General features: G+C 61.5%; 16 protein-coding genes. 13 read left to right on the top strand and 3 right to left on the bottom strand.

The window, feature by feature from the left end; translation table 11 throughout:
• The first annotated feature begins 70 nt into the window (after positions 1-70).
• The 6 genes from DKY63_RS25170 to DKY63_RS25140 all read left to right on the top strand — a co-directional run bounded on the left by DKY63_RS25170 (position 71) and on the right by DKY63_RS25140 (position 5,559).
• Positions 71-1,972 (top strand): sensor histidine kinase, encoded by a 1,902-nt coding sequence (locus DKY63_RS25170; protein ID WP_110966584.1) that lies wholly within the window; start codon positions 71-73, stop codon positions 1,970-1,972.
• Positions 1,969-3,297: a sigma-54-dependent transcriptional regulator gene (locus DKY63_RS25165; protein WP_110966583.1), complete on the top strand. Its 1,329-nt coding sequence runs from the start codon at positions 1,969-1,971 to the stop codon at positions 3,295-3,297. Before DKY63_RS25170 ends, DKY63_RS25165 begins: the two co-directional genes overlap by 4 nt.
• A gap of 8 nt (positions 3,298-3,305) precedes the next feature.
• Entirely contained in the window at positions 3,306-3,635 is a 330-nt protein-coding gene (locus DKY63_RS25160; protein ID WP_204354370.1) for a GlpM family protein, read from the top strand.
• Positions 3,636-3,858: 223 nt separating this feature from the next.
• On the top strand, positions 3,859-4,779 hold the full coding sequence (locus tag DKY63_RS25150) for an arginase (RefSeq protein WP_110966580.1): 921 nt from the start codon (positions 3,859-3,861) through the stop codon (positions 4,777-4,779).
• Positions 4,776-5,150 (top strand): transporter, encoded by a 375-nt coding sequence (locus DKY63_RS25145; protein WP_110966579.1) that lies wholly within the window; start codon positions 4,776-4,778, stop codon positions 5,148-5,150. The genes DKY63_RS25150 and DKY63_RS25145 overlap by 4 nt, the downstream gene beginning before the upstream one ends.
• A gap of 10 nt (positions 5,151-5,160) precedes the next feature.
• Entirely contained in the window at positions 5,161-5,559 is a 399-nt protein-coding gene (locus DKY63_RS25140; protein ID WP_110967979.1) for a transporter, read from the top strand.
• 114 nt (positions 5,560-5,673) lie between these two features.
• Here DKY63_RS25140 and DKY63_RS25135 read toward each other — a convergent pair whose 3' ends face one another.
• Positions 5,674-6,435 carry a MipA/OmpV family protein gene (locus DKY63_RS25135; RefSeq protein ID WP_110966578.1) on the bottom strand — a complete coding sequence of 254 codons (762 nt, stop codon included), beginning with the start codon at positions 6,433-6,435 and terminating at the stop codon, positions 5,674-5,676.
• 220 nt (positions 6,436-6,655) lie between these two features.
• Here DKY63_RS25135 and DKY63_RS25130 point away from each other — a divergent pair, with 220 nt between their 5' ends.
• The 6 genes from DKY63_RS25130 to DKY63_RS25105 all read left to right on the top strand — a co-directional run bounded on the left by DKY63_RS25130 (position 6,656) and on the right by DKY63_RS25105 (position 14,115).
• Positions 6,656-7,369: an MtnX-like HAD-IB family phosphatase gene (locus tag DKY63_RS25130; RefSeq protein WP_110966577.1), complete on the top strand. Its 714-nt coding sequence runs from the start codon at positions 6,656-6,658 to the stop codon at positions 7,367-7,369.
• Positions 7,362-8,756, top strand: coding sequence for an aspartate aminotransferase family protein (locus DKY63_RS25125; RefSeq protein ID WP_110966576.1), 1,395 nt, complete (start codon positions 7,362-7,364; stop codon positions 8,754-8,756). Before DKY63_RS25130 ends, DKY63_RS25125 begins: the two co-directional genes overlap by 8 nt.
• The gene (locus tag DKY63_RS25120; protein WP_110966575.1) at positions 8,753-9,643 is read left to right on the top strand and encodes an alpha/beta hydrolase; all 891 of its coding nucleotides are present in this window, start codon (positions 8,753-8,755) and stop codon (positions 9,641-9,643) included. Before DKY63_RS25125 ends, DKY63_RS25120 begins: the two co-directional genes overlap by 4 nt.
• Positions 9,644-9,823: 180 nt before the next feature.
• Positions 9,824-10,951, top strand: coding sequence for a GNAT family N-acetyltransferase (locus DKY63_RS25115; protein WP_110966574.1), 1,128 nt, complete (start codon positions 9,824-9,826; stop codon positions 10,949-10,951).
• Between the two features lie 10 nt (positions 10,952-10,961).
• Complete coding sequence (locus DKY63_RS25110) at positions 10,962-12,734, top strand: sensor histidine kinase (RefSeq protein ID WP_110967978.1); 1,773 nt, start codon at positions 10,962-10,964, stop codon at positions 12,732-12,734.
• Complete coding sequence (locus tag DKY63_RS25105; protein ID WP_110966573.1) at positions 12,724-14,115, top strand: sigma-54-dependent transcriptional regulator; 1,392 nt, start codon at positions 12,724-12,726, stop codon at positions 14,113-14,115. Before DKY63_RS25110 ends, DKY63_RS25105 begins: the two co-directional genes overlap by 11 nt.
• A 117-nt stretch (positions 14,116-14,232) precedes the next feature.
• Here the strand turns inward: DKY63_RS25105 and DKY63_RS25100 are convergent, their stop codons facing one another.
• Both DKY63_RS25100 and DKY63_RS25095 read right to left on the bottom strand, forming a co-directional pair.
• On the bottom strand, positions 14,233-14,898 hold the full coding sequence (locus DKY63_RS25100; RefSeq protein ID WP_110966572.1) for a DsbA family oxidoreductase: 666 nt from the start codon (positions 14,896-14,898) through the stop codon (positions 14,233-14,235).
• Positions 14,899-15,070: 172 nt separating this feature from the next.
• Positions 15,071-16,102: an alpha/beta fold hydrolase gene (locus tag DKY63_RS25095; RefSeq protein WP_110966571.1), complete on the bottom strand. Its 1,032-nt coding sequence runs from the start codon at positions 16,100-16,102 to the stop codon at positions 15,071-15,073.
• A gap of 205 nt (positions 16,103-16,307) precedes the next feature.
• Here DKY63_RS25095 and DKY63_RS25090 point away from each other — a divergent pair, with 205 nt between their 5' ends.
• Positions 16,308-21,533, top strand: a complete 5,226-nt coding sequence (locus DKY63_RS25090; RefSeq protein WP_110966570.1) for a dermonecrotic toxin domain-containing protein — start codon at positions 16,308-16,310, stop codon at positions 21,531-21,533.
• Positions 21,534-21,591 lie beyond the last annotated feature (58 nt).

Below are 21,591 nucleotides of genomic sequence, written 5' to 3'. Positions count from 1 at the left end.
AGCTCGCTCCTACAGTGGGATTGGCGGTGATATCAAGATTTGTGTTGTGGTTTGACCCAAGGCATCTGTGATGAAATGCGACCCCAATTCCTATAGCGACACGTCGCCATCACTTGCCGTGAAACCCCGCCTGATTCGTCATCTGTTCCTGCCGCCGCTGATCATCGCCATGATGATCGGACTGAGTTACATCGGCTTCTGGGTCAGTGAGCACTACGGCATTCGCAGCCTCGGCGAAAACGGCCAGCGCCAGCTGGAATTGCATGCCCGCGCCGTCGAAAGCGAAATCAGCAAATACACCTACCTACCCAGCCTGCTGGAACTCGAAACCAGCGTCTCGACGTTGCTGGACGATCCGACACCGGAACACCGGCAAACGGTCAACGAATACCTTGAAGGCCTGAACCGACGCAGTCGCAGCCGGGCCATTTACGTGATGGACACCACCGGTCGTGTCATGGCCACCAGCAACTGGCGCGATGTCGACAGTTACCTGGGCGAAGACCTGTCCTTCCGTGCCTATTTCCAGAACGCCGTGCGCGGCCAGCCGGGGCGCTTCTACGGCATCGGCAGCACCAACGGCGAACCCGGCTACTACCTGGCCCACGGCCTGGAGGAACACGGCAAGATCATTGGCGTCGCCGTAGTCAAGGTCCGCCTCGAAGCCATGGAAGAACGCTGGCAGCGGGCGCGCCTGGAAGCCTTCGTCAGCGACGAAAACGGCATCATCATCCTCTCCAGCGACCCTTCGCGACGCCTGAAATCCGTGGTGCCACTGAGCGACGAGACCAAGGAAAAGCTGGCTCGCAGCCTTCAGTACTACTGGTTCCCGCTCAACGAACTGCAACCGCTGGCCCGGGAAGTCCTGTCCGAAGGCGTGGAAAAGCTGACCTTCCCGGCCAACAGCGAAGTGGTGTCCGACGAAGAAAACATCAGTTACCTGTCGCAAACCCGACAGTTAAGCGATACCCCGTGGAATTTCACCCTGCTCACGCCACTGCAGGACTTGCGCCGCGAAGCGATCAATCAGGGGATCCTGGTGGCCGTGGCCTTCGGCCTTGTGGCGTTCCTGCTGATTGCCTGGAACGAGCGGCGCAAGGTGATCGCCACTCGCCTCGCCGCCCGGGAAGCCCTGCAGGAAGCCAACAGCCAACTGGAGCGTCGGATTACCGAACGCACCGTCGACCTGCGTGCCAGCAACGAACGGCTCAAGGGTCAGATCCGCGAACGGCGGCATGCCGAAGAGACCTTGCGTCGTGCCCAGGATGAGCTGGTACAGGCCGGTAAACTCGCGGCCATCGGCCAGATGTCCACCAGCATCGCCCACGAACTGAACCAGCCACTGGCGGCGCTGCGCACCCTGTCCGGCAACACCGTGCGCTTTCTCGAGCGCGGCCAGCTGGACGTGGCCAGCACCAACCTCAAGACCATCAACGAACTGATCGACCGCATGGGCCGGATCACCGCCAGCCTGCGCTCCTTCGCCCGGCGTGGCGACGACAAGGGCCAGGCCTGCCTGGGCAAAGGCGTCGACGCCGCCTTGCAGTTGCTGAGCGGACGGGTCGAAAGCGCCCACTTGCAAGTGCACCGTCATTTCGAAGAGGTGCAGGTGCAGATCGACCAAACCCGTCTGGAGCAAATCCTGGTCAACCTGATCGGCAACGCCCTCGATGCCATGCAGGCACAGCCGCAGCCGGTGCTGTGGCTCGAAGGCGAGGCGATCGATGGCAAGTACCGATTGCGCGTCCGGGATAACGGTCACGGCATCGACGCCGAAGCGCGCAAGCATTTGTTCGAACCCTTCTTCACCACCAAGCCCGGCGAACAGGGCCTGGGCCTCGGCCTGACCCTTTCCGCGAGCCTGGCCGCCGCCACCGGCGGTCACCTGGGTGTCGAGCACCCGGCCAGCGGTGGTACCGCATTCGTCCTCAGTTTACCGTTGGTAAGCCCCACTCCCGCCGAGCCAATATGAACAACGACCTTAGTGTATTGATCGTCGAAGACGACCCCCATGTGCTGCTCGGCTGCCAGCAGGCGCTGTCCCTGGAAGACATTCCCTGCATCGGCGTGGGCAGCGCCGAAGAAGCGCTGGAGCGGGTGGGCGACAACTTTGCCGGCATCGTCATCAGCGACATTCGCCTGCCGGGTATCGATGGTCTGGAACTGCTGACCCGGCTCAAGGCCCGCGACCGCAGCCTGCCGGTGGTGTTGATCACCGGCCACGGCGATATTTCCATGGCCGTCGGTGCGATGCAGAAAGGCGCCTATGACTTCATGGAAAAGCCCTTCTCGCCGGAACGCCTGGTGGATGTGGCACGCCGCGCACTCGAGCAACGCAGCCTGGCGCGGGAAGTCTCGTCGTTGCGCCGGCAACTGGCAGAGCGCGATTCCCTGGAAGGCCGGATCATCGGCCGTTCGCCGGCCATGCAAAACTTGCGCGAACTGATTGCCAACGTCGCCGATACCTCGGCCAACGTTTTGATCGAGGGCGAAACCGGCACCGGCAAGGAACTGGTCGCCCGGTGCCTGCATGATTTCAGTCGCCGGCACACCCGGGCTTTCGTGGCACTGAACTGCGGCGGCCTGCCGGAGAACCTGTTCGAAAGCGAGATTTTCGGCCACGAGGCCAACGCCTTCACCGGCGCCGGCAAACGGCGCATCGGCAAGATCGAGCACGCCGACGGCGGCACGCTGTTCCTCGACGAAGTGGAAAGCATGCCCCTGCCCTTACAGATCAAACTGCTGCGGGTGTTGCAGGAGCGTACCCTGGAACGCCTGGGTTCGAACCAGAGCGTGACGGTGGATTGCCGGGTGATCGCCGCGACCAAGTCCGACCTTGACGAATCGAGCAAGGCCGGCGAGTTCCGCAGCGACCTGTATTACCGCCTCAACGTGGTGACCCTGGAACTGCCGCCGCTGCGCGAGCGCCGTGAAGACATCCTGCAACTGTTCGAATACTTCCTGCAGCAGTCGTCCCTGCGTTTCGACCGCGCCGCGCCGGAACTGGATAACCAGACCGTTTCAAGCCTGATGAGCCACGACTGGCCGGGCAACGTGCGCGAACTGCGCAACGTCGCCGAGCGTTTCGCCCTCGGCCTGCCAGCGTTCAAGAAAACCGGCACGGGTGCCATTGCCCAGGACCTGACGTTCGCCGAAGCGGTGGAAGCCTTCGAACGCAACCTGTTGAACGACGCCCTGCAACGCAGCGGCGGCAACCTGACCCAGGCCAGCCAGGAACTGGGCATGGCCAAGACCACGCTGTTCGACAAAGTGAAGAAGTACGGGCTGAACCACTGATGGATCTGATTCTCAAGGCAACCCTGGGCGCAGCAGTGGTGGTGATCCTCGCCGCGCTGGCCAAGACCAGAAACTATTACATCGCCGGTTTGGTGCCGCTGTTCCCGACCTTTGCGCTGATCGCCCATTTCATCGTCGGTAAAAGCCGTTCGATCGATGACCTCAAGACCACGATCGTGTTTGGCATGTGGTCGATCATTCCGTACTTCGTCTACCTGGCGACCTTGTACGTGATGGTCGACCGGATGCGCCTGGAAGCATCGCTGGCCGTGGCGGCGGTGGCGTGGTTGATGGCGGCGACGGTGCTTGTCAGCGTCTGGGTTCGCCTGCACACCTGAACACCTGTGGGAGCAAGGCTTGCCCGCGATGAACGATAACGCGGTCAGTCAGAGGCTGCGCGGTGACTCAATCGCGGGCAAGCCTTGCTCCCACAGGTCCGTGATGTCTGGTTTATGGGTGGCTGGCCCATCCCTTGCATTTACCCCCAAAAGCCCACCGGGCTGGCCTTCATGCTCGATGAGGCCGGTGTCCGGGAGGGTCTGCCAAGGGTGAATTGCGACCTTGAACATTCTCGATCTCGACCACAGCCTGACTGCCCAGGCCCCCATCGCGCGGTTGCTCGACAGCGGCCGCGCCACACGTCTCGACCTGCTCGATCTCGGCCCGAAACTGCGGCTGTGGTCCAGTGGGCGTACCTGGCGGCGCTTTACCGAGCGCTTGCAGCGACGGCCCCGACACACAGGCCCACAGCCGGAAATCTTCTTCATGGGCTCCGGCGATTTCCATCATTTGACCCCGGCCCTGCTGAGCGATCTGCCGGAACCGGTCAGCCTGATCCACTTCGACAACCACCCCGACTGGGTCCGCTTCGCCCCCCGTCGACATTGCGGTTCGTGGGTCAATCAGGCGCTGAAACTGCCCAATGTCCGGCGCATCGTCACTCTCGGCCCGTGCAGCGATGACCTGGATAACCCGCAGATCAAGGGCGGCAACCTGCGCGCACTCAAGCGCGGTGATCTGCAACTGTTCCCCTGGCAGCGACCGCCCTCGAAAATCTGGGGCATGATCGGTGATGGCGCCGGGCATCGGCAGCAGGAGAATCTGCTGCACTGGCGCAATCTGTCCGGGCTGGACTGGTCGCAGTTTCTTCACCAACTGGTCGTCGGCCTGCCCACCGAAGCGGTCTGGATCACCATCGACAAGGACGTGCTGGCCAGCGAAGACGCCGCCACCAACTGGGATCAGGGCGGCATGCGCCTGAGTCACCTGTTGCAGGCGATCCGTGTGCTGGCCACCGGCAAGCGCATCCTGGGCATCGACATTTGCGGCGAGTACGCCCAACCGGCCTTCAGCAATGCCTTCAAACGCTGGGAAGCCAACTCCGACCAACCCCCGGCCGAACGTTGGAGCGAGGCGGATCTGCTGCGCAACGCCAACACCAATCAGGCCCTGATCGACTTGTTCGAGGAACTGTTCCCATGAGTTTTGCAGTCATCGTCCTGGTGGCGATTTCCATCGTGCTGGATGTCATCGGCCAGCTCTGTTTCAAGCTCGGCCTGGACCGTTTGCCGGAACTGGAGGGCGGCTTTCGCCTCAACGCGTTCTGGGGGCAGGTGTTCAACGCCCCGCTGTTGTGGTGCGGCATCGGCGCCTACGTGATTGAATTTTTCGTCTGGCTCGAAGCCCTGTCGCGGGCACCGCTGAGCCTGCTGTTTCCGGCGGCGGCGCTGGCGTATTGCGGTGTGGTGCTGGCCGGCAAAGTGATCCTGGGCGAAACCGTCAGCCGTCGACGCTGGCTCGGTACGTGGGTCATTACGGCGGGCGTGATGCTCGTGTGTGTCGCCCATGGCTGAAGGTCAATCGATGATCAACAACAAGACTGGCTGGCTGCATGAGCGCCTCGGCACCATCGTTCTTTGGGCGCTGCTGATCGGCTTCGAAAGTGCCGGACAGATCGCCACCAAGGTGGGCGGCGATCAACTGGGGCAAATGGATTTCAACCTGCAATGGCTGCTGGCGGTAGCGGTCAATCCCGGCGTATGGCTGGCGATTGCCTGCTACATCGGGGCGTTCCTCGTGTGGATGCTGATTCTGCGGCGCAGCAGTCTGTCGCTGGCGTTTCCCTTGAGTTCACTGGTGTTTGTCGGGGTGCTGCTGGGGTCGTGGCTGGGACTGGGTGAGCAGATCAGCGTGCTGCACTGGGTGGGGGTGGCAGTGATCATGGGCGGGATTGCGTTGCTGGCCGAGGGTGAAGGCAATTAGATAGGTGTTGAACACCAGGGCCCCATCGCGAGCAGGCTCGCTCCTACAGTGGGCCGAGGTCTCCTGTAGGAGCGAGCCTGCTCGCGAAGGCGTCAGCCCAATCAACAAAATCCTCTAGTCGAACTTGTAGGCAATTGCCACCTGCGCCTCCCCCTGATCGGCACGCCCAACCTGTTTGACAATGCTGCTATCAGCCGCAGACCCCGTCAGGTGAATCCAGCTCGCGCTGGTCAGCAACGACCAGTGCGGCGCCAGGGGAAACTCGAAGCTCTGGGTCAAGGCCACGTTCTGCTGCCCACCACCCGCGTTGTAGCGACGAATCCCCGAAGCCAGTGATTCATCGGCACTGACGCCGAAAAAGGTCTGCGCCTGCCGGGCATCGGCGAAATGCGCCGTGAGGTTGGTGCTGCCGATCACGCCGCCGCCCACCGGATACCCCAGCTCGCCACCCACTCGCCCGAGCACTCCGCCTTGCCCGCCGCCCCCGCCGACCGCCTGGCCAACCGAGGCGAACACCCGCCAGAAATCAGCTGGCGCGTACTGCACGAACCCACCCACTTCGCCCATGTCCGGCACGTCGCGCAGGCCTTGCAGCGAGCCGTTTGAGGTGCGCCCCGGCAGGTAATTCACAAACGGTCCGGCGCTGAAGCCATTGGCCTTGAAGGCATTCCAGGTCAAGCCGTCATCGGTGCTCAGGCTGACATCGCCCCAGTCCAGATCGAGGTACGGCACGGGTCGGGTTTCGTAGCGACTGCCCGTTGGATCACGGGGCTGATAGCTCAAGCCGAGCCCGGCTTCACCGGTGATGCCAGCGGCATGGGCGTTGATGGAAAGGCAGGTCAGCGCCGCAGTCAGCGCAATGGTAAACCTCGACATGAGGTGACTCCTTGGAACGGGACATGCGCGCATCAATCCTCCGTTTTCCACGCCTGCGCAAGCACTCATGTTGTTTGTAGCGAGCTACAAAAATTGTAGCTTCGCCCGCCCCCATACCCGCCAGAACCCCAGCCCTGCGGGGCCTTACACATTTGGCACAGTCCCTGCTCTACCGCCTTGGCAAGCGCAGACAGCGCGAAAAGCTCAATAGGTAAAACAGATGATTGACTGGCATATCGTGTGTGATTTCGACGGGACCATCACCCGCACCGACGTGATCGACAGCATCCTCCAACGATTCGCCGACCCCAGCTGGGAAGCGATCGAAGACGAGTGGCTGGCGGGCGACATCGGTTCCCGTGAATGCCTCAGCCGCCAACTGGCGCTGGTCAAGGCGACGCCTGCCCAATTGCTCGGGTTCTTCGACGGCATCGAGATCGACCCGGACTTCCCCGACTTCGTCGACCACGTCATTGGCCTGGGTGCCTCCCTGGAAGTGGTCAGCGACGGCATCGTGCAGGGCATCGCCCGGATCCTGTCGCGCCACTACGTGAGCCTGCTGCCGATCCTCGCCAACCAGTTGCGCCAGGTCGATCACGACCGCTGGCGCATCGACTTCCCCCACGCCAGCGATGCCTGTCGCTCCGCCGCCGGCAACTGCAAATGCAAATCCACGCCCAAGACCAAACGGGTGCTGGTGATCGGTGACGGCCAGTCCGACATGTGCGTGGCCGCCACCGCCGATTTCGTATTCGCCAAAGACCGCCTGGCCGAGCACTGCGAGCGCAACGGCATTGCCTACGCACGCTTCGACAGCTTCGCCGAATTGCCCGCCCTGCTGGCTCAACTGCCAGGCGCCAGCGCCGCCAATGCCAGCGCTTTCAACGCCGAAACCATCAACGCCGAAACACAGGAACTCTTCCACCATGTCTGATATTCGAATCGCTACCGCCGAAGACCAAATCCTGCTGGAAAAAGAAGCCAAGTACTGCTCCTACGGCGACACCGTTCACTACATCGAACCACCGCGCATTTTCAGCCGCTGCGAAGGCTCCTACGTCTGGGACACCAGCGACCAGGCCTACCTCGACCTGCAGATGTGGTACTCGGCGGTCAACTTCGGCTACGCCAACCCACGCCTGAACAACGCGCTGAAACAGCAGATCGACACCCTGCCGCAGATCGCCAGCCAGTACCTGCACAAGGGCAAAATCGAGCTCTCGGAAATGATCGCCGTCGACGCGAAGAACAAGTTCGGCCTGGACGGTCGCGTGCACTTCAACGTCGGTGGTTCGCAGTCCATCGAGGACTCGCTCAAGGTGGTGCGTAACGCCAGCAACGGCAAAAGCCTGATGTTCGCCTTCGAGGGCGGCTACCACGGCCGCACCCTCGGCGCCTCGTCGATCACCTCCAGCTATCGCTATCGCCGTCGCTACGGCCACTTCGGCGAACGCGCCAACTTCATTCCGTTCCCGTACCACTTCCGCGGCCCCAAAGGCATGACCAAGGAAGAGTACGGCAGCCATTGCGTGCAGCAATTCGCCCGCCTGTTCGAGACCGAATACAACGGCGTCTGGGACCCGAAAGTCGGCCAGAGCGAATACGCCGCGTTCTATGTCGAACCGATCCAGGGCACCGGCGGCTACGTGATTCCGCCGATGAACTTCTACAGCGAACTCAAGCATGTGCTGGACCAGCACGGCATCCTGTTGGTGGTGGACGAAATCCAGATGGGTTTCTACCGCACCGGCAAGCTGTGGTCGATCGAGCACTTCGATGTCAAACCGGACGTGATCGTCTTCGGCAAGGCGTTGACCAATGGTCTCAATCCGTTGGGCGGCATCTGGGCCAAGGAGGAACTGATCAACCCCAAAGTCTTCCCGCCGGGCTCGACTCACTCGACCTTCGCCTCCAACCCGCTGGGTACGGCGGTGGGCCTGGAGATGTTCAAGATGACCAGTGAAATCGACTACGGCGCGATGGTCATGAACAAGGGCAAGTATTTCCTAGAAGGCCTGAAGGACCTGCAAAAACGCTACCCGATCATCGGCGACGTCGACGGCCTGGGCCTGGCCCTGCGTTGCGAAATCTGCGCCCCGGACGGTTTCACGCCGGACAAGGCGACCCTGGACTTCATGGTCGAAGAAGGCATGAAGGGCGACATTGAAATCGACGGCAAGCGCCTGGGCCTGATCCTCGACGTGGGCGGTTACTACAAGAACGTGATCACCCTGGCGCCATCGCTGGAAATCAGCTATCCGGAAATAGACCTGGGCATCGCCCTGCTCGACCGCTTGCTGCACCGGGCGATGACGCGATGAACGCGCCGTTTTCATCCGATGCCATCGACATGGGCGAAGGCGGCGCCGGATTCATTCTGGGCAGCGGGGAGGTCGCGGTGCTGTTGATCCACGGCCTCACCGGCACCCCGACGGAACTGCGCCGGGTCGCCATGGGCCTGGCCAAGGCCGGGTACACCGTCTACGTGCCGACCCTGGCCGGCCACTGCGGTGACAATGCGGACCTGCAAGCCACGGGCTGGCGCGACTGGTACGAGAGCGCGCGCAACACCTTCGTCGGTGTGCGACGCAAGCATGCGCACGTGTTCGTCGGCGGCCTGTCCATGGGGGCGGTGCTGTCGATGTACCTGGCGGCCGAACATCCGGGGCAGATCGAAGGCTTGTTGCTGTACTCCACGACCCTGCGTTACGACGGCTGGAACATGCCCTGGGTGTCGAAACTGAGCAGCCTGGTGATGTCGATTCCGTTTGGCGTGCACCTGTGCCGCTTCAACGAAAAATCGCCGTACGGCATCAAGGACGAGCGCCTGCGGGCCATCGTCGAGCGCCAGATGAGGGCCGGTGAGAGCAGCAACGCCGGGCTGTTGACCATGTCTGGCGTGAGTGTCCGGGAGCTGCATCGACTGGTGGCGGCGGTGAAAAAGCGCATGCCGCAGATCACCACCCAGGCGCTGGTGCTGCACTCGCGCGAAGACGACATCACCAGTGCATGGAACGCTGATTACGTGGAGCGCAAACTCGGCGGGCCGGTGGTCAAGGTCCTGCTGGACGACTGCTATCACATGATCACCGTCGACCTGCAATACCGCCGCGTGGTGGAGTTGAGCGCGGACTTCATCCAGCACCGCTTCATCCAGCAACGCAGTACCCCGCAACCCCTGCACCAGGAATATCGACAGCTGGCCTGAACTCATCCCCGAACCCGCACACGCCCCACCCTCTGTAGGAGCGAGCATGCTCGCGATGGACTCAAGAACGCCGCGGATAACCTGAAACCCCGCGTTAGCGTTGACGACCATCGCGAACATGCTCGCTCCTACAGGGGATCGGGTAGTGACTGAAATTGTGAGCAAACCCAAGGAAACGACGTGATCACTGCCCTCGCCTTTTCGACGATCGAGGCCCTCGAGCGCGATGCCTGGAATAATTGTTTCCCCGATGAACTGGAGGACTGGGATTACTACCGGGCCGTTGAACGTTCGGCCATCGCCGGCTTTGCGTGGCGCTATCTGGCGCTGTTCGAAGGCGAGGTATTGATCGCCGCCGCCGTGGCATTCACCACCGCTTACTCGCTGGACACCACGGTCCAGGGCTTGGGCAAACGTATCAGCCAACGGTTGCGCCGCCAATGGCCGGGGCTGCTCGATGTGCGTCTCTACGCCCTCGGCTCGCCCGTGGCCGAGCAATGCCATGTCGGCACGGCCCGGCACATCGCTGCGCATCGGCGTGCGGCGCTGCTCGAACAATTGCTGGTCCTGGCACGCCAGGATGCCGATCAGGCCGGCATCGGCCTGTTGGCGGTCAAGGACGCTTCGCACCGTGATCCACAGTGGCTGCAGGCCTGTCATGACGCTGGTCTGCAAAGCATGTCCGGCCTGCCCGGTGCCGAGCTGCCGATCAGTTTCGGCTCCGTCGACGCCTATCTTGGCACCCTCGGCAAATCCACCCGCAAGGACTTGCGCCGCACCTTGCGCGGCCAGGGCCCGCGTATCGAATGGCGTCGCTCGGTACAAGACCTGCTCGCACAAATGATGCCGCTGTACGAAGCCACGCTCGCGCGCAGCGACCTGACCTTCGAACGCTTGCCAGCGGCTTACTTCCAGCAGGTCCTGGAACACCTCGATGAACGGGCCGCTTGTGTGCTCTATTGGCTGGGCGACGAACTGGTGGCGTTCAATTTGGTGTTGCTGGACGATCGGCGCCTGGTGGACAAGTTCTTTGCCCACGACCTGGACAAAACCCGCGATCACAACCTATACGTGCGCAGCTGGCTGGCCAATGTCGACTACTGTATTGAGCACGGCCTTGCCATCTACGAGTGCGGCCAGGCCGGCTATGCCAGCAAGCGGCGCCTGGGGTGCTCGTTCCGTGGCAACACCTTGTTCTTCCGCCATCGCAACCGTCTGCTCGACAGCCTGTTGCGGCTGGTGAAAATGTTTATCCGTCCGGATCGATCCGACCCTGCCATGGCGGCCGCAATCAGCGAGCTGCAATAAGCGAAGCATGATGACCCAAGACCGACGCCCCACCGCCCGACCTTTCGCCCTTTCCGGCTGGAGCCTGCAGCGCAAGCTGGTGCTGGCGTTCTGGCTGGTCAGCGTGATCCCGACCATGATCGCCGCCGAACTGGCGGCCACCACGCTGTCGCAGATTTTCGACAGCAACGTACGCATCTGGCTGCAGGAATCGACCAAGATCGTCGAAGACGAAATCAGCGAGATACTGCGCGACAACGCCCGCGCCGCGCAGTTGTTCCTGCGCTATACCCGCCCGCCCATCGACCGGCTGTCGATCCGCAACGACAAACTGACCAGCGACATCGCCGACTCCATGGGCATCGACGTCGTGGCGCTGGTGCGCAATAGTGATCACGAAGTGCTGTTCAGCACCGTCGCCGACGACATCGTCCGCCAGATCAGCACTGCGCCCAAGGCCGTGCTGCAGACCCTGCAAGTCGGTGGCGTGGCGACCGGCACGGTGGTGTCGACCTTCGAGACCGAGCAAGACGGTGTCGGCTACAAGCTGCTGATCGGCACCTACCTGGACAGCAGTTTCCTGACCAGCGTGGCCGACGTGCACTCCCTCGACCTGCGGCTGTACCTGGCCAAGACCAATGACTTTTCAGAGATTTTCTCGACCCAGCGCTTCGAGGATCATCCGGCGTCCGTACCGGAAAAAATCGAACAGATCCTGCGCAGCACCAAACAGCCGATCGAGCAATTCACCAGTCGCTACAGCGGTATCTACCGGCCGATTCTCAACGAAAACGGTGAGCTCCAAGGGGTGATCTTCAGTGGCTTGCTGCGTCACAGCAGCCTGTTGGGGCTGGTCAACCAGAGCAATCTGTTCATCGTGATTTTCCTGCTCAGCTCGGCGGCGTCCCTGACCGTCGGCTGGCTGGTGTCCCAACGCCTGACCAAGCCGTTGCGCGGCCTGTCCCGTGGCGTCCAGGCGGTGATTGCCGGGGATTATCGCCAGCGCCTGCCGGTGGAGGGCGGTGACGAACTGGCGGAATTGAGCAGCACCTTCAACCACATGAGCGAACGCCTGGGCGAGTTGCAGCACCTGGAATCGCAACTGCGCCGGCGCGACCGTTTGCATGCGCTAGGCGAAGTCGCCATGGGCCTGGCCCATGAAATCCGCAACCCGCTGGGCATCATCAAGACCGCCACGCAGTTGTTGCATCGGCGCGCCGACCTGCCCGAGAGCGACAAACGACACCTGGAATACGTGGTCAGTGAAGTCAGCCGCATCAACGACCTGATCACCGAATTCCTCGATTTCGCCAAGCCCAGCGCACCGATGCGCTCGACGCAACCGGCGCGCTCACTGGTGGATGAACTGGCCGGTTTCTGTGCCCCGGAACTGGCCAGCCACAACATTGACGTACGCATCGACGATCAGGCCCCGGGGGCCACGGTTCATGCCGACGCCCGGCAGCTCAAGCAGGCTGGCCTGAACCTGATCGTCAACGCCATCGACGCCATGCCCGGCGGCGGCCGCCTGACCCTTGGCATCACCCGTGACGGGCCGTTCACGGTGATCAGCATCGGCGACACCGGCCAGGGCATCGAAGCGGACATGCGCGAACGCATCTTCACGCCGTTCGTCACCACCAAGGCCTCCGGCACCGGCCTGGGCCTGGCGAAGGTATTCTCGATCATGGAAAGTCACGACGGACGCATCGAATGCGCCAGTGAAAAAGGTGCCGGGGCCACGTTCAGCCTGTACATTCCGGCCAATGGCGAAGACTTCGACGAGGGCAGCAATGACGCATAACATTCTGGTGGTCGACGACGAGCCCAAGCTCTGCGACCTGCTGGCCTCGGCCTTGAGCCAGAACGGCATCAGCGTATTCATCGCCGGCAACGGCCTGCACGCCCTCAAGGTGCTGGAGGTCGAAGACATCGACCTGGTCATCAGTGACTGGCGCATGCCCGGCATGGATGGCCCGCAATTGCTGGCGGAAATCAAAAGCCGTTACCCGCAGTTGCCGGTCATCGTCATGACCGCCTACAGCACGGTGAAAAATGCCGTGCAGTCCATGCGCAACGGCGCCTTCGACTACATCGCCAAGCCGTTCGACATCGATGAGCTGGACATCACCGTCAGCAAGGCCCTGCAATTTCGCGACATCCTCAAAGACAACCAGCGCATGCGTGCCGAACTGGACGAGCACCAGCAGATCGACAGCCTGGTGGGTGACAGCCCGAGCTTCCGACGGGTGCTGCACGCCATCGATTCGGTACGCGAAAGCAACGCGACGATCCTGCTGACCGGCGAGAGCGGCACCGGCAAGGAAATGGTCGCCCGGGCGATCCACAAGCATGGCAATCGCGCCGACAAGCCCTTCGTTGCGGTGAACTGCGCGGCCATCCCCGAAGGTTTGCTGGAAAGCGAGATGTTCGGCCATCGCAAAGGTGCCTTCACCGGGGCCGTGGCCGACCGGGTCGGGCGCTTCCTGCAGGCCGACAAGGGCACGCTGTTTCTCGACGAAATCGGTGAGATGCCGCTGCCGTTGCAGGCGAAAATCCTGCGGGCCCTGCAAGAACGCGTGATCGAACCGGTGGGCGATCCCCGGGAGCGCAAGGTCGATGTGCGGGTCATCGCCGCCACCAACAAAAACCTGCTGGAAGCGGTGGCCAACAAGGAGTTTCGCGAGGACCTCTACTACCGCCTCAATGTGTTCCCGATTCCCTTGCCGGCCCTGCGTGAACGGGTCGAGGATATCGCGCCGCTGGCTCGCCATTTCGCCCACACCTTGGGCGCGACGGCCGGCAAGCGTTTCACCGGTTTCAGCCCGGAGGCGTTGCAGGCCATGGCCGGTTATGCATGGCCGGGCAACATCCGCGAACTGCAAAACTGCGTGGAGCGGGCAACCATCGTCGCCTCGGGCGCAGTGATTGAAGAGCATGATCTGCCGGCCTATCTGTTCGCTTCATCGCCGGCGGCCAATGCTGCCGTCCTCAGTGAAGGCACCAGCGTGCCGCCGGATCTGGAAGCAGCGCTGGCGGAGGTGGAAAAGGCCTACATTCTCGCCGCCCTTGCACAAAGCAACGGTGTGCAGGCCGCGGCGGCGCAGTTGATCGGGATCTCCGAGCGCAGCTTCTGGTACCGCCTGAAAAAGCTCGGGATTCATGTGGACAAGATCGTGCGCTGAATTTCATCTGTGGGAGCGAGCCTGCTCGCGAAAAACGTCCAGGCAACGCGATCATCCAGTCTGGGCGCGTTATCGTTGACGTCCATCGCGAGCAGGCTCGCTCCTACAAGGGCCGCGTCAGTTGACGGTTCCGCCCCTGGCTTCACTCATGATCTGGCGAATCGCGGCGACGAAACTTTCCACCGGCTGTCCGCCCGTGACGGCGTACTGGCCGTTGAACACCACGGTCGGCACCGAACTGACGCCGCGAGACAACCACAGCTGTTCCTCTTCGCGAACCTCATCGGCAAATTCATCGGACGCCAGAATCGCTTCGGCCCGCTGCCGATCCAGCCCGACGCTTTCGGCGACCTGCGCCAGCTGAGCGTGATCGGACGGATTGCCGCCATCGGTGAAATACGCCTTGAACAACGCTTCCTTCAGTTCTAACTGCTTCCCCTCCAACTCCGCCCAATGCAGCAGTCGATGGGCATCGAAGGTGTTGTAGATGCGACTGTTGCCATCGGTACGAAAAGCAAACCCGACCTCGGCGCCGCGCGCGCGGATCATCTCGCGATTCTTTTGCGATTGCTCTGGTGTCGAGCCGTACTTCTCGGTGATGTGCTCGGTGATGTTCTGCCCTTCGGGGCCCATCTTCGGGTTCAGCTCGAATGGCTGGAAACGGATCTCGGCGCGGACTTCGTCGCGCAGGATATCCAGGGCCCGGGTCAGGCCGTACAGGCCGACGACGCACCAGGGGCAGGATACGTCGCTGACGAAATCGATTTTCAGTGGAGCACTCATCATTCACCTCGCTGGCTTGAACGCGCCGGAAAGTTTGAACGATACACCCGAGGGCTTGAATACGCAGTAGCCCCCAAGCGAGCCTGCTCGCGAAGAGGGTATGTCCGGTGGCATTAATGTCGACTGACACACCGCTTCGCGAGCAGGCTCGCTCCTACAGGGGGCGCGATGATTAGAGGAGATTGGGTTCTGCCACCGGCTCGATCTGCGCCCAATGCGAAGTGTCTTCACGATGCGCCCGCAGATACGGCAGCACCGCCGCCAGCAACGGCGCCTTGAACGCCTCCTGAAAACGATGGGCCAGCCCGGGAATCAGCTTCAACTGGCTGCCACGCAAATGCGCCGCCAGATGCACGCCATGCATCACCGGCAGCAGAGGGTCGGCCGTGCCATGCACCACCAGCGCCGGAACCCGCAGTTGATTGAGCAACGCGACCCGGCTTGGTTCGGCCAGGATCGCCATGATCTGGCGTTTCACGCCCTCGGGATTGAACGCCCGGTCATAGGACAGCGCCGCCTGATGCAGCAGCGCCTGACGATCATCGGTGACCGACGGGCTGCCCAGGGCGGCCAGCAGATCGGCCTGTTGCTCCAGCGCCACTTCGCGATTCGGCGCGCCACGGCGGGCGAGCAATTGCACCAGCGCCGCACTCGGCGCCGGCAAGCCTTCGGCGCCGGAGGTAGTCATGATCAGGGTCAGGCTCTCGACCCGTTGCGGCGCCATGGCCGCCATGTGCTGCGCGATCATCCCGCCCATGCTCGCGCCCAGCACGTGGAACTGTTCGATGTGCAGGGCATCCATCAGGCCCAGGCCATCGTCGGCCATGTCGGTCAGCGAGTACGGCGAAGACACCGGCAAGCCGAGCTTGTAGCGCAGCACCTCGAAGGCCAGGTTGGCCTCGGTCGGTGCTTGCCGCCAGGTCGAGAGCCCGACATCGCGATTGTCATAGCGAATGACGCGAAAGCCTTGCTGACACAACGCAACCACCACCTCGTCGGGCCAGTGAATCAACTGCCCGCCCAACCCCATCACCAGCAGCAACGCCGGATCCGACGCACGACCGATGCTCTGGTACGCCAGGCTCACCTGCGCCAGATCGACGTGTTCGGTCGGAACATTCACATCACAACGAGACGCTGCCATCGACGGCAGGCTGAACAATGAGGCCAGCAACATGGCCGCCGATAAAAACAAAGCACGCATGAAAAAACACCAAAACGCAGAACCCCAGTAGAGCGCGAGTCTGATGAAGTTTGTTCAAGCGCGCTGCCACAGTTCCATGACAGTTTGATGAAGAGTGCCGAATGGTCGTCGCGCTAACTATGTAGTGCCAGTACCCCGCACGGCTTCCCTTGAATGACTCGCCCCGGAGTGGATCCACCACTCCCCTCACACCGAGTCCTTTCCCATGACCGATGGATTATTGCCCGACCTTTCCACACCTTCCTCGATTGCCCCACCGCCCTTTTTGCCGTTGCCGGCCAGCGTCGATGAACGCCTGCTGCGCAGTGCCTGGGGCGGATGGAACGACAGCAGCCTGGGCCTGAGGCAACTGTTCAGCGATGTGCCAACGGCATCAGACCGCTGGAATGCCTACTGGGACGCCAGAGCACCCGGCACTCCCCTGTCTCGACGCGATCGGGCCGCCCAGCTGTATCGCGAGCATTTCGAGGCCGTTACCCGGCTTGCCTTCGCGCAAAGAACCCTGGGTACAGTGCAGTTCAATACGTTGTCGTCGCTCATGGGGGCAACAACGGATGCTGACGTGAGCGGACGCACTGAACAACTGACACTGGCATTGAGCAACGGCGATACAGTCAAATTCCCCGCTGCCTGGGTCATCAGCGCGAACGATGCCCAGCCGGACGCTTGCTGGCTGTATTTCCCCTATCGACCGGTGGCGATAACAGCGTTCGCAAAACGCAGCGAGATGGAAGATTGGCTGCTGCGTCAGTCTCTCGTCCCTCAGGGTTTGCCCAGCACTGATATCCGCTTTGAATACAGCGCCAGAACTCAGCCGCTGACAGCAGGCATCACCGATCTTCTTTCGCACTACCAGCAGGCACAGCGTCCCCTTTTGCACGCCGGCGCGGCCTTTAACTTGCCGCCAAGGCTTGAAATGACTCCAGCGATTATCGAGAACAACCATGACGATCACCCGGCATTGTTCGGCAACCTGTATGCCGATATCCCATGGTCGTTGCGTCAGGCTGCCCTGAACATGCAACGCGAAGCGCTCGACAGACACTTGGGCGACGACCTGGACAGCGACCGCCATAAAAAAATCGCAGAACAGCTTGTGGCGCTGCAAACCGCCATGCAATCCGCCGACAAGGCCGCCACGGCCTTGCTCTACAGGGCTCGAACCCTGGACCTCACGACGTTCAATCAGCAGTTCACACGGCTTTATCAGGCACACAAGGCAGGCCTTCGCGCCGAGGCCCGGTTGCAACGGACCCTCGAACAATTGACCGAGGATGAATTCCGTCTCATCAACACCGTGCTTGATACGCATGACGGCAGCGATCCCGCTGGTGACAGTGTGGTGGCGAGCCTGTCTCTGACCATGACGACCCGCCATGGCGATCAAACTTCGACGCTCACCCAGTCCCTGCACGGTCCATGGGTCATTGCACCATCAGGCTCGCCCCTCAACAGCGCTTCTGCACACAGTGTGCTGCTGTACTGGCCAGGCACCGGCGGTGGCTTGTTGCGGTTCGAAAACCTGCGAACACTCGAGCGCGAGTTGCTCAAGATTCAGGACCTCGACAATCGCCTGGCGCTGAAGTTGAGCAGGATCAGCGCTGACCCTGTCCAGTACAGCCTGAATGAACAGACCGGCGATTTTGAACTGAAAGTCGCTCAGGTTCGTCAGCGCTATCCCCATGAGTCTCAGATCTCGGAACGAGCCGACGAACTGGAAAAACTGCGGCGTCAGGCGCTTGCCAGCTTGCAGGTGCCCGTGCAGACGGCCAGGCAACTGGCGTTCTCGCAGCGGCTGGAACAAGACCGCAGCGCCACTCTGTCCACGCACTTGCCCGACTGGCTCAAGCATGTGCGAGGCGACGAAAGCGTCGGATTGAAGGCCCTGATACTCGCTTATATCGAGGCGATGCGGCGCAGCCGCGAGCAGTTGGATATCGCGCTGATGCCTCGTCATGAATTTACCCGACAGCACCTGCATGCCCGACTCAGGAAAGACTTTTCGATCAAGGGTGATTTTCAAGTGCTGCTCGAAATGCCCGATTCGGTTTCGTGGCAGAAACACTTGAGCCCTGCCCCGGGTGCCCCGGGTACCCCGCAAAAACTGGTGCTGGTGCCCAGTACCGCACGCAGCAAAATGCCCATCGAGGACCTGGCCCAGCACAACATCGACAACTCGCCATCCATGAATCTGGAACCGCTGGCACTGCGGTTGTCGTTCATGAAAGTGGAGATCAGCACTGCCGACGACAGCGAGCGCCAGACACTGGCCAGCGCGATCACCTTGCCGTGGCTGCGCCGGATCTTGCCCGAACTGGACCTGGCTCGGGACTACGAAACATTGATCCGCAACACCTTCATGGGCGCCGGCGACGAAGCGGCATTCGTGAGGGAGCATCGGCGTGAATGCCTGATCGAGCCCTGGCGCTTGCTGCTCAAGTTGCAGGGTGAATGCGCCCGCTTGCAAAAACAGATCAGTCACGATGACCAGCAGGTGTTCAGCATCGCCATCGATGCTGACACCGAGCAAGCCTGGCGGACGGATGGCAAACGTCTGGTGCTCTGGCCGGCCAACCTCACGGTCGGCGGCAAGGACACGCCCAATGAAGGTCCCGTAACGCTGGCGGGGGTGACCTTCATTGAGGAACAAGTCAGCGGGATGACCTTGCTCTACCTGCCGGACAGCCCCGACAAGCAATTTTTGAGACGCTTCGACAATCTGGAAATGGCTCGCAAGGCACTCTACAACCTGTGCCTGCGCGACGAGATGGCCAGGTACCTGGCGGGGCGAGCCTTGCAAGGCAGTGTCCAGGCGCACCTCAGTCGCATCAACCAGGCCCAGCTCAAACATTTCGACGCGCTGATCGGAATCGGAACGCGCTGGCCGTCGACCACATCGCTGGCGGCGCATCAACTCGATAGCCACATGGGACGGTTGATCGAAGCCCACCGCGCCACGTCCCGCTCCAACAATGACTTGTACCTTGAACGTTATGCGCTCCAGGGTCCTCGTGCGTTCAACTACATGAAAATGGCCCTTGGCCTGGTGCCCTTTGTCGGTACCGCCATTGCGTTGTACGACGCCTGGAACAGCGCCAATCAAGCGGTGGCGGCCTTCGTGCGCGGCGAGGCAGGTGATGGGCTGGCGGAGGTTGAGTCGGTGCTGTTGTGCCTGATCGATGCCGCCATGGATATTTTGCCCAGCGCGTCGATCGGGACAACCCAGGGCGCACGCTCGGCCACTCGATTGCGTCATCTGAGGGGGTTGAACAAAGGCGCTGCCATGTCGACTACCTCCCTGCATGAGGCCAGCAGGGTGGTTCAGCGCTTCGCGGGCTACGAGTATGAAAAACCGCTCTCGCTGTCGAGCCTGCAACCGGCTACTCATGGGATCTACCGCAACATCTACCGCCATGCCGACGGTGATTTCATCGTGCGCCAGGGGCGGGTTTTCCAGGTCGAGCGCAGCACCGATTCACGCAACTGGCGTTTGAAAGGCACGACTCGAAAGACCTACAAACAACCCATCGCACTGGATGAGTCCGGACAGTGGGACACCTGGTTTGGCGTTTACGGCGTGGCATTCGAAGGAGGCGGCCTCGGTGGCGGCAACCTGTTGGGGCATCTGGCGGACACCCTTGATCCGGTCTGGCCGCAAGCCGTTCGCGAGCGCCTGCCGCGCTGGTGGGTCGATGAAGGTTTTCGCCGCCAGCATGCCCTGACCGAAGGCGCCGACAGCCTGGCGCTGCAAATCGATGCGCGGGTCAAGCAAACCGACACCACCCTGAACACCTACAACACCACGCCTGCACCGAATCGTACGCCGACACTGCTGCAGCAGGCTGAAACAGCCTGCATGGGCGATATCGAATTGGCCGGTCGTTATCATCAGACACTGGTAGATCTGCTTCCCCTCACCCATGGCAACAAAAGGCGCGCGCTTCTGGAGTTCCAAAGCAACGCCGCACTGATGCTCGCCGACCGTTACAAGCAACGCCTGTTCCTGGCCAATCATCGCGTCAATCCCCTGATCGACAGCATCGATGCGTTGACGCAAAAGCTCGATGACATGCCTGCGACGGCCCTCTCCGAGCGGTTGGGAGTGCTGGGGGACATCAGAAAGCTGCGCCTTGAAATGATCAAGGAGTTCGACACGATAGACGCCCATCTACGAGACCTTAATCATTGGTATCAACGCATCACCGTCAGCGCACAAAAGGCTCAATTGACCCAGGAAGTCGCCATGCTCAACGGGCGGATGAGCGAGGCAAACATGCTTTACCTGAAGACGGGTAATTGGCTTGAATTGGTGACGCGTTATGACACCAGCAACGATCTATCCTGGTTCTTTCTCCAGAACCAGATGCGAGCCAAAAGAAGCCGGGTCGACCGGGATCTGTTCACCCAATACAGTCTGCCGGAAGTCAGTGCGACCAAGGCTCAGCGCAACCAGATCCTTCAGGAATGCATTGAAAACTATCGCGAATTCAGTCGAAGCATGAATGCCTGGACCGCCAGTTATCCACAGCACTTTGATCTGGATGCCGTGCCATTGCTATTGGACGGCCTGGCGAAAATGGCCGAGCGGGCACGCAAGGCGATCAACCTGCCGCCACCTGCCGCACCCGCCGGCCACAACAGCAAAAAAGCATTCCTCACCGATACCGACCAATGGCTGATCGGGGTGGAGCAATGGGAGCCCGGCTCACAAACACGCCGATATACCCTCACCGGACAAGGGGGCTACACGGAAATCTGGGAGCAAGGGAGCCATGGCAAATCCCGCCTGCTCAATCCACAGCCGCAACCGTCCCATGCCCAGCGCCGAAACCTCGATTCGCTGCTGGCCGACGCCCGCCAGCGATTGCAATCCCAGGACGCCTATCAGGCCCGCATTCAGTCCTATGCCGATCAAGACATGCTCCCGGTGGACCTGGAACACATGATGACCAGCGAGGCGAACGAACTCACTCATCGCGCCGATGGCATCGCAGAAATAGCCCCGCGCAATGCCCTTGTCACCCAACTTCGCGACAAGGCCAGCGAACTGGTTGCCACTGGCCGCACGCTGCGAACCCGTCAGTCACTGCAGAGCAAAAAACCCACCGATGGCATGCTCGACGATCTGGTCAAACACAACGTGGTGGAGATCCGCAAAACCGGACTGATCAAAAATCTGGGTAAACGTCGGGATGGTCGCATCGACTATATGCAGGAGTACGAAGTCTGGGACACGACGCAAGCGCCGCCAAAGGTGCTGTGGTACGCCCATTTTCATTATTCGAAAGCCACGCCTGAATTCGGTGGCTTCGAGAAAGCCCATCTGAAATTGCCGGAACATCGGTTCCTGACCCATGCGGACAATGCCGACCTGCCCTATGCCGACATCGGCAAGCGATCGGCTGCGTTAGCGCACTTCGAAAACCTGTGATGTACCTGTAGGAGCGAGCCTGCTCGCGATTGGACGTCAACGAAAACGCGTATTGGCT

Source organism: Pseudomonas putida (assembly GCF_003228315.1).
Classification (GTDB): Bacteria; Pseudomonadota; Gammaproteobacteria; order Pseudomonadales; family Pseudomonadaceae; genus Aquipseudomonas; species Aquipseudomonas putida_S.
This window is presented reverse-complemented; position numbering and strand designations above follow the sequence as displayed.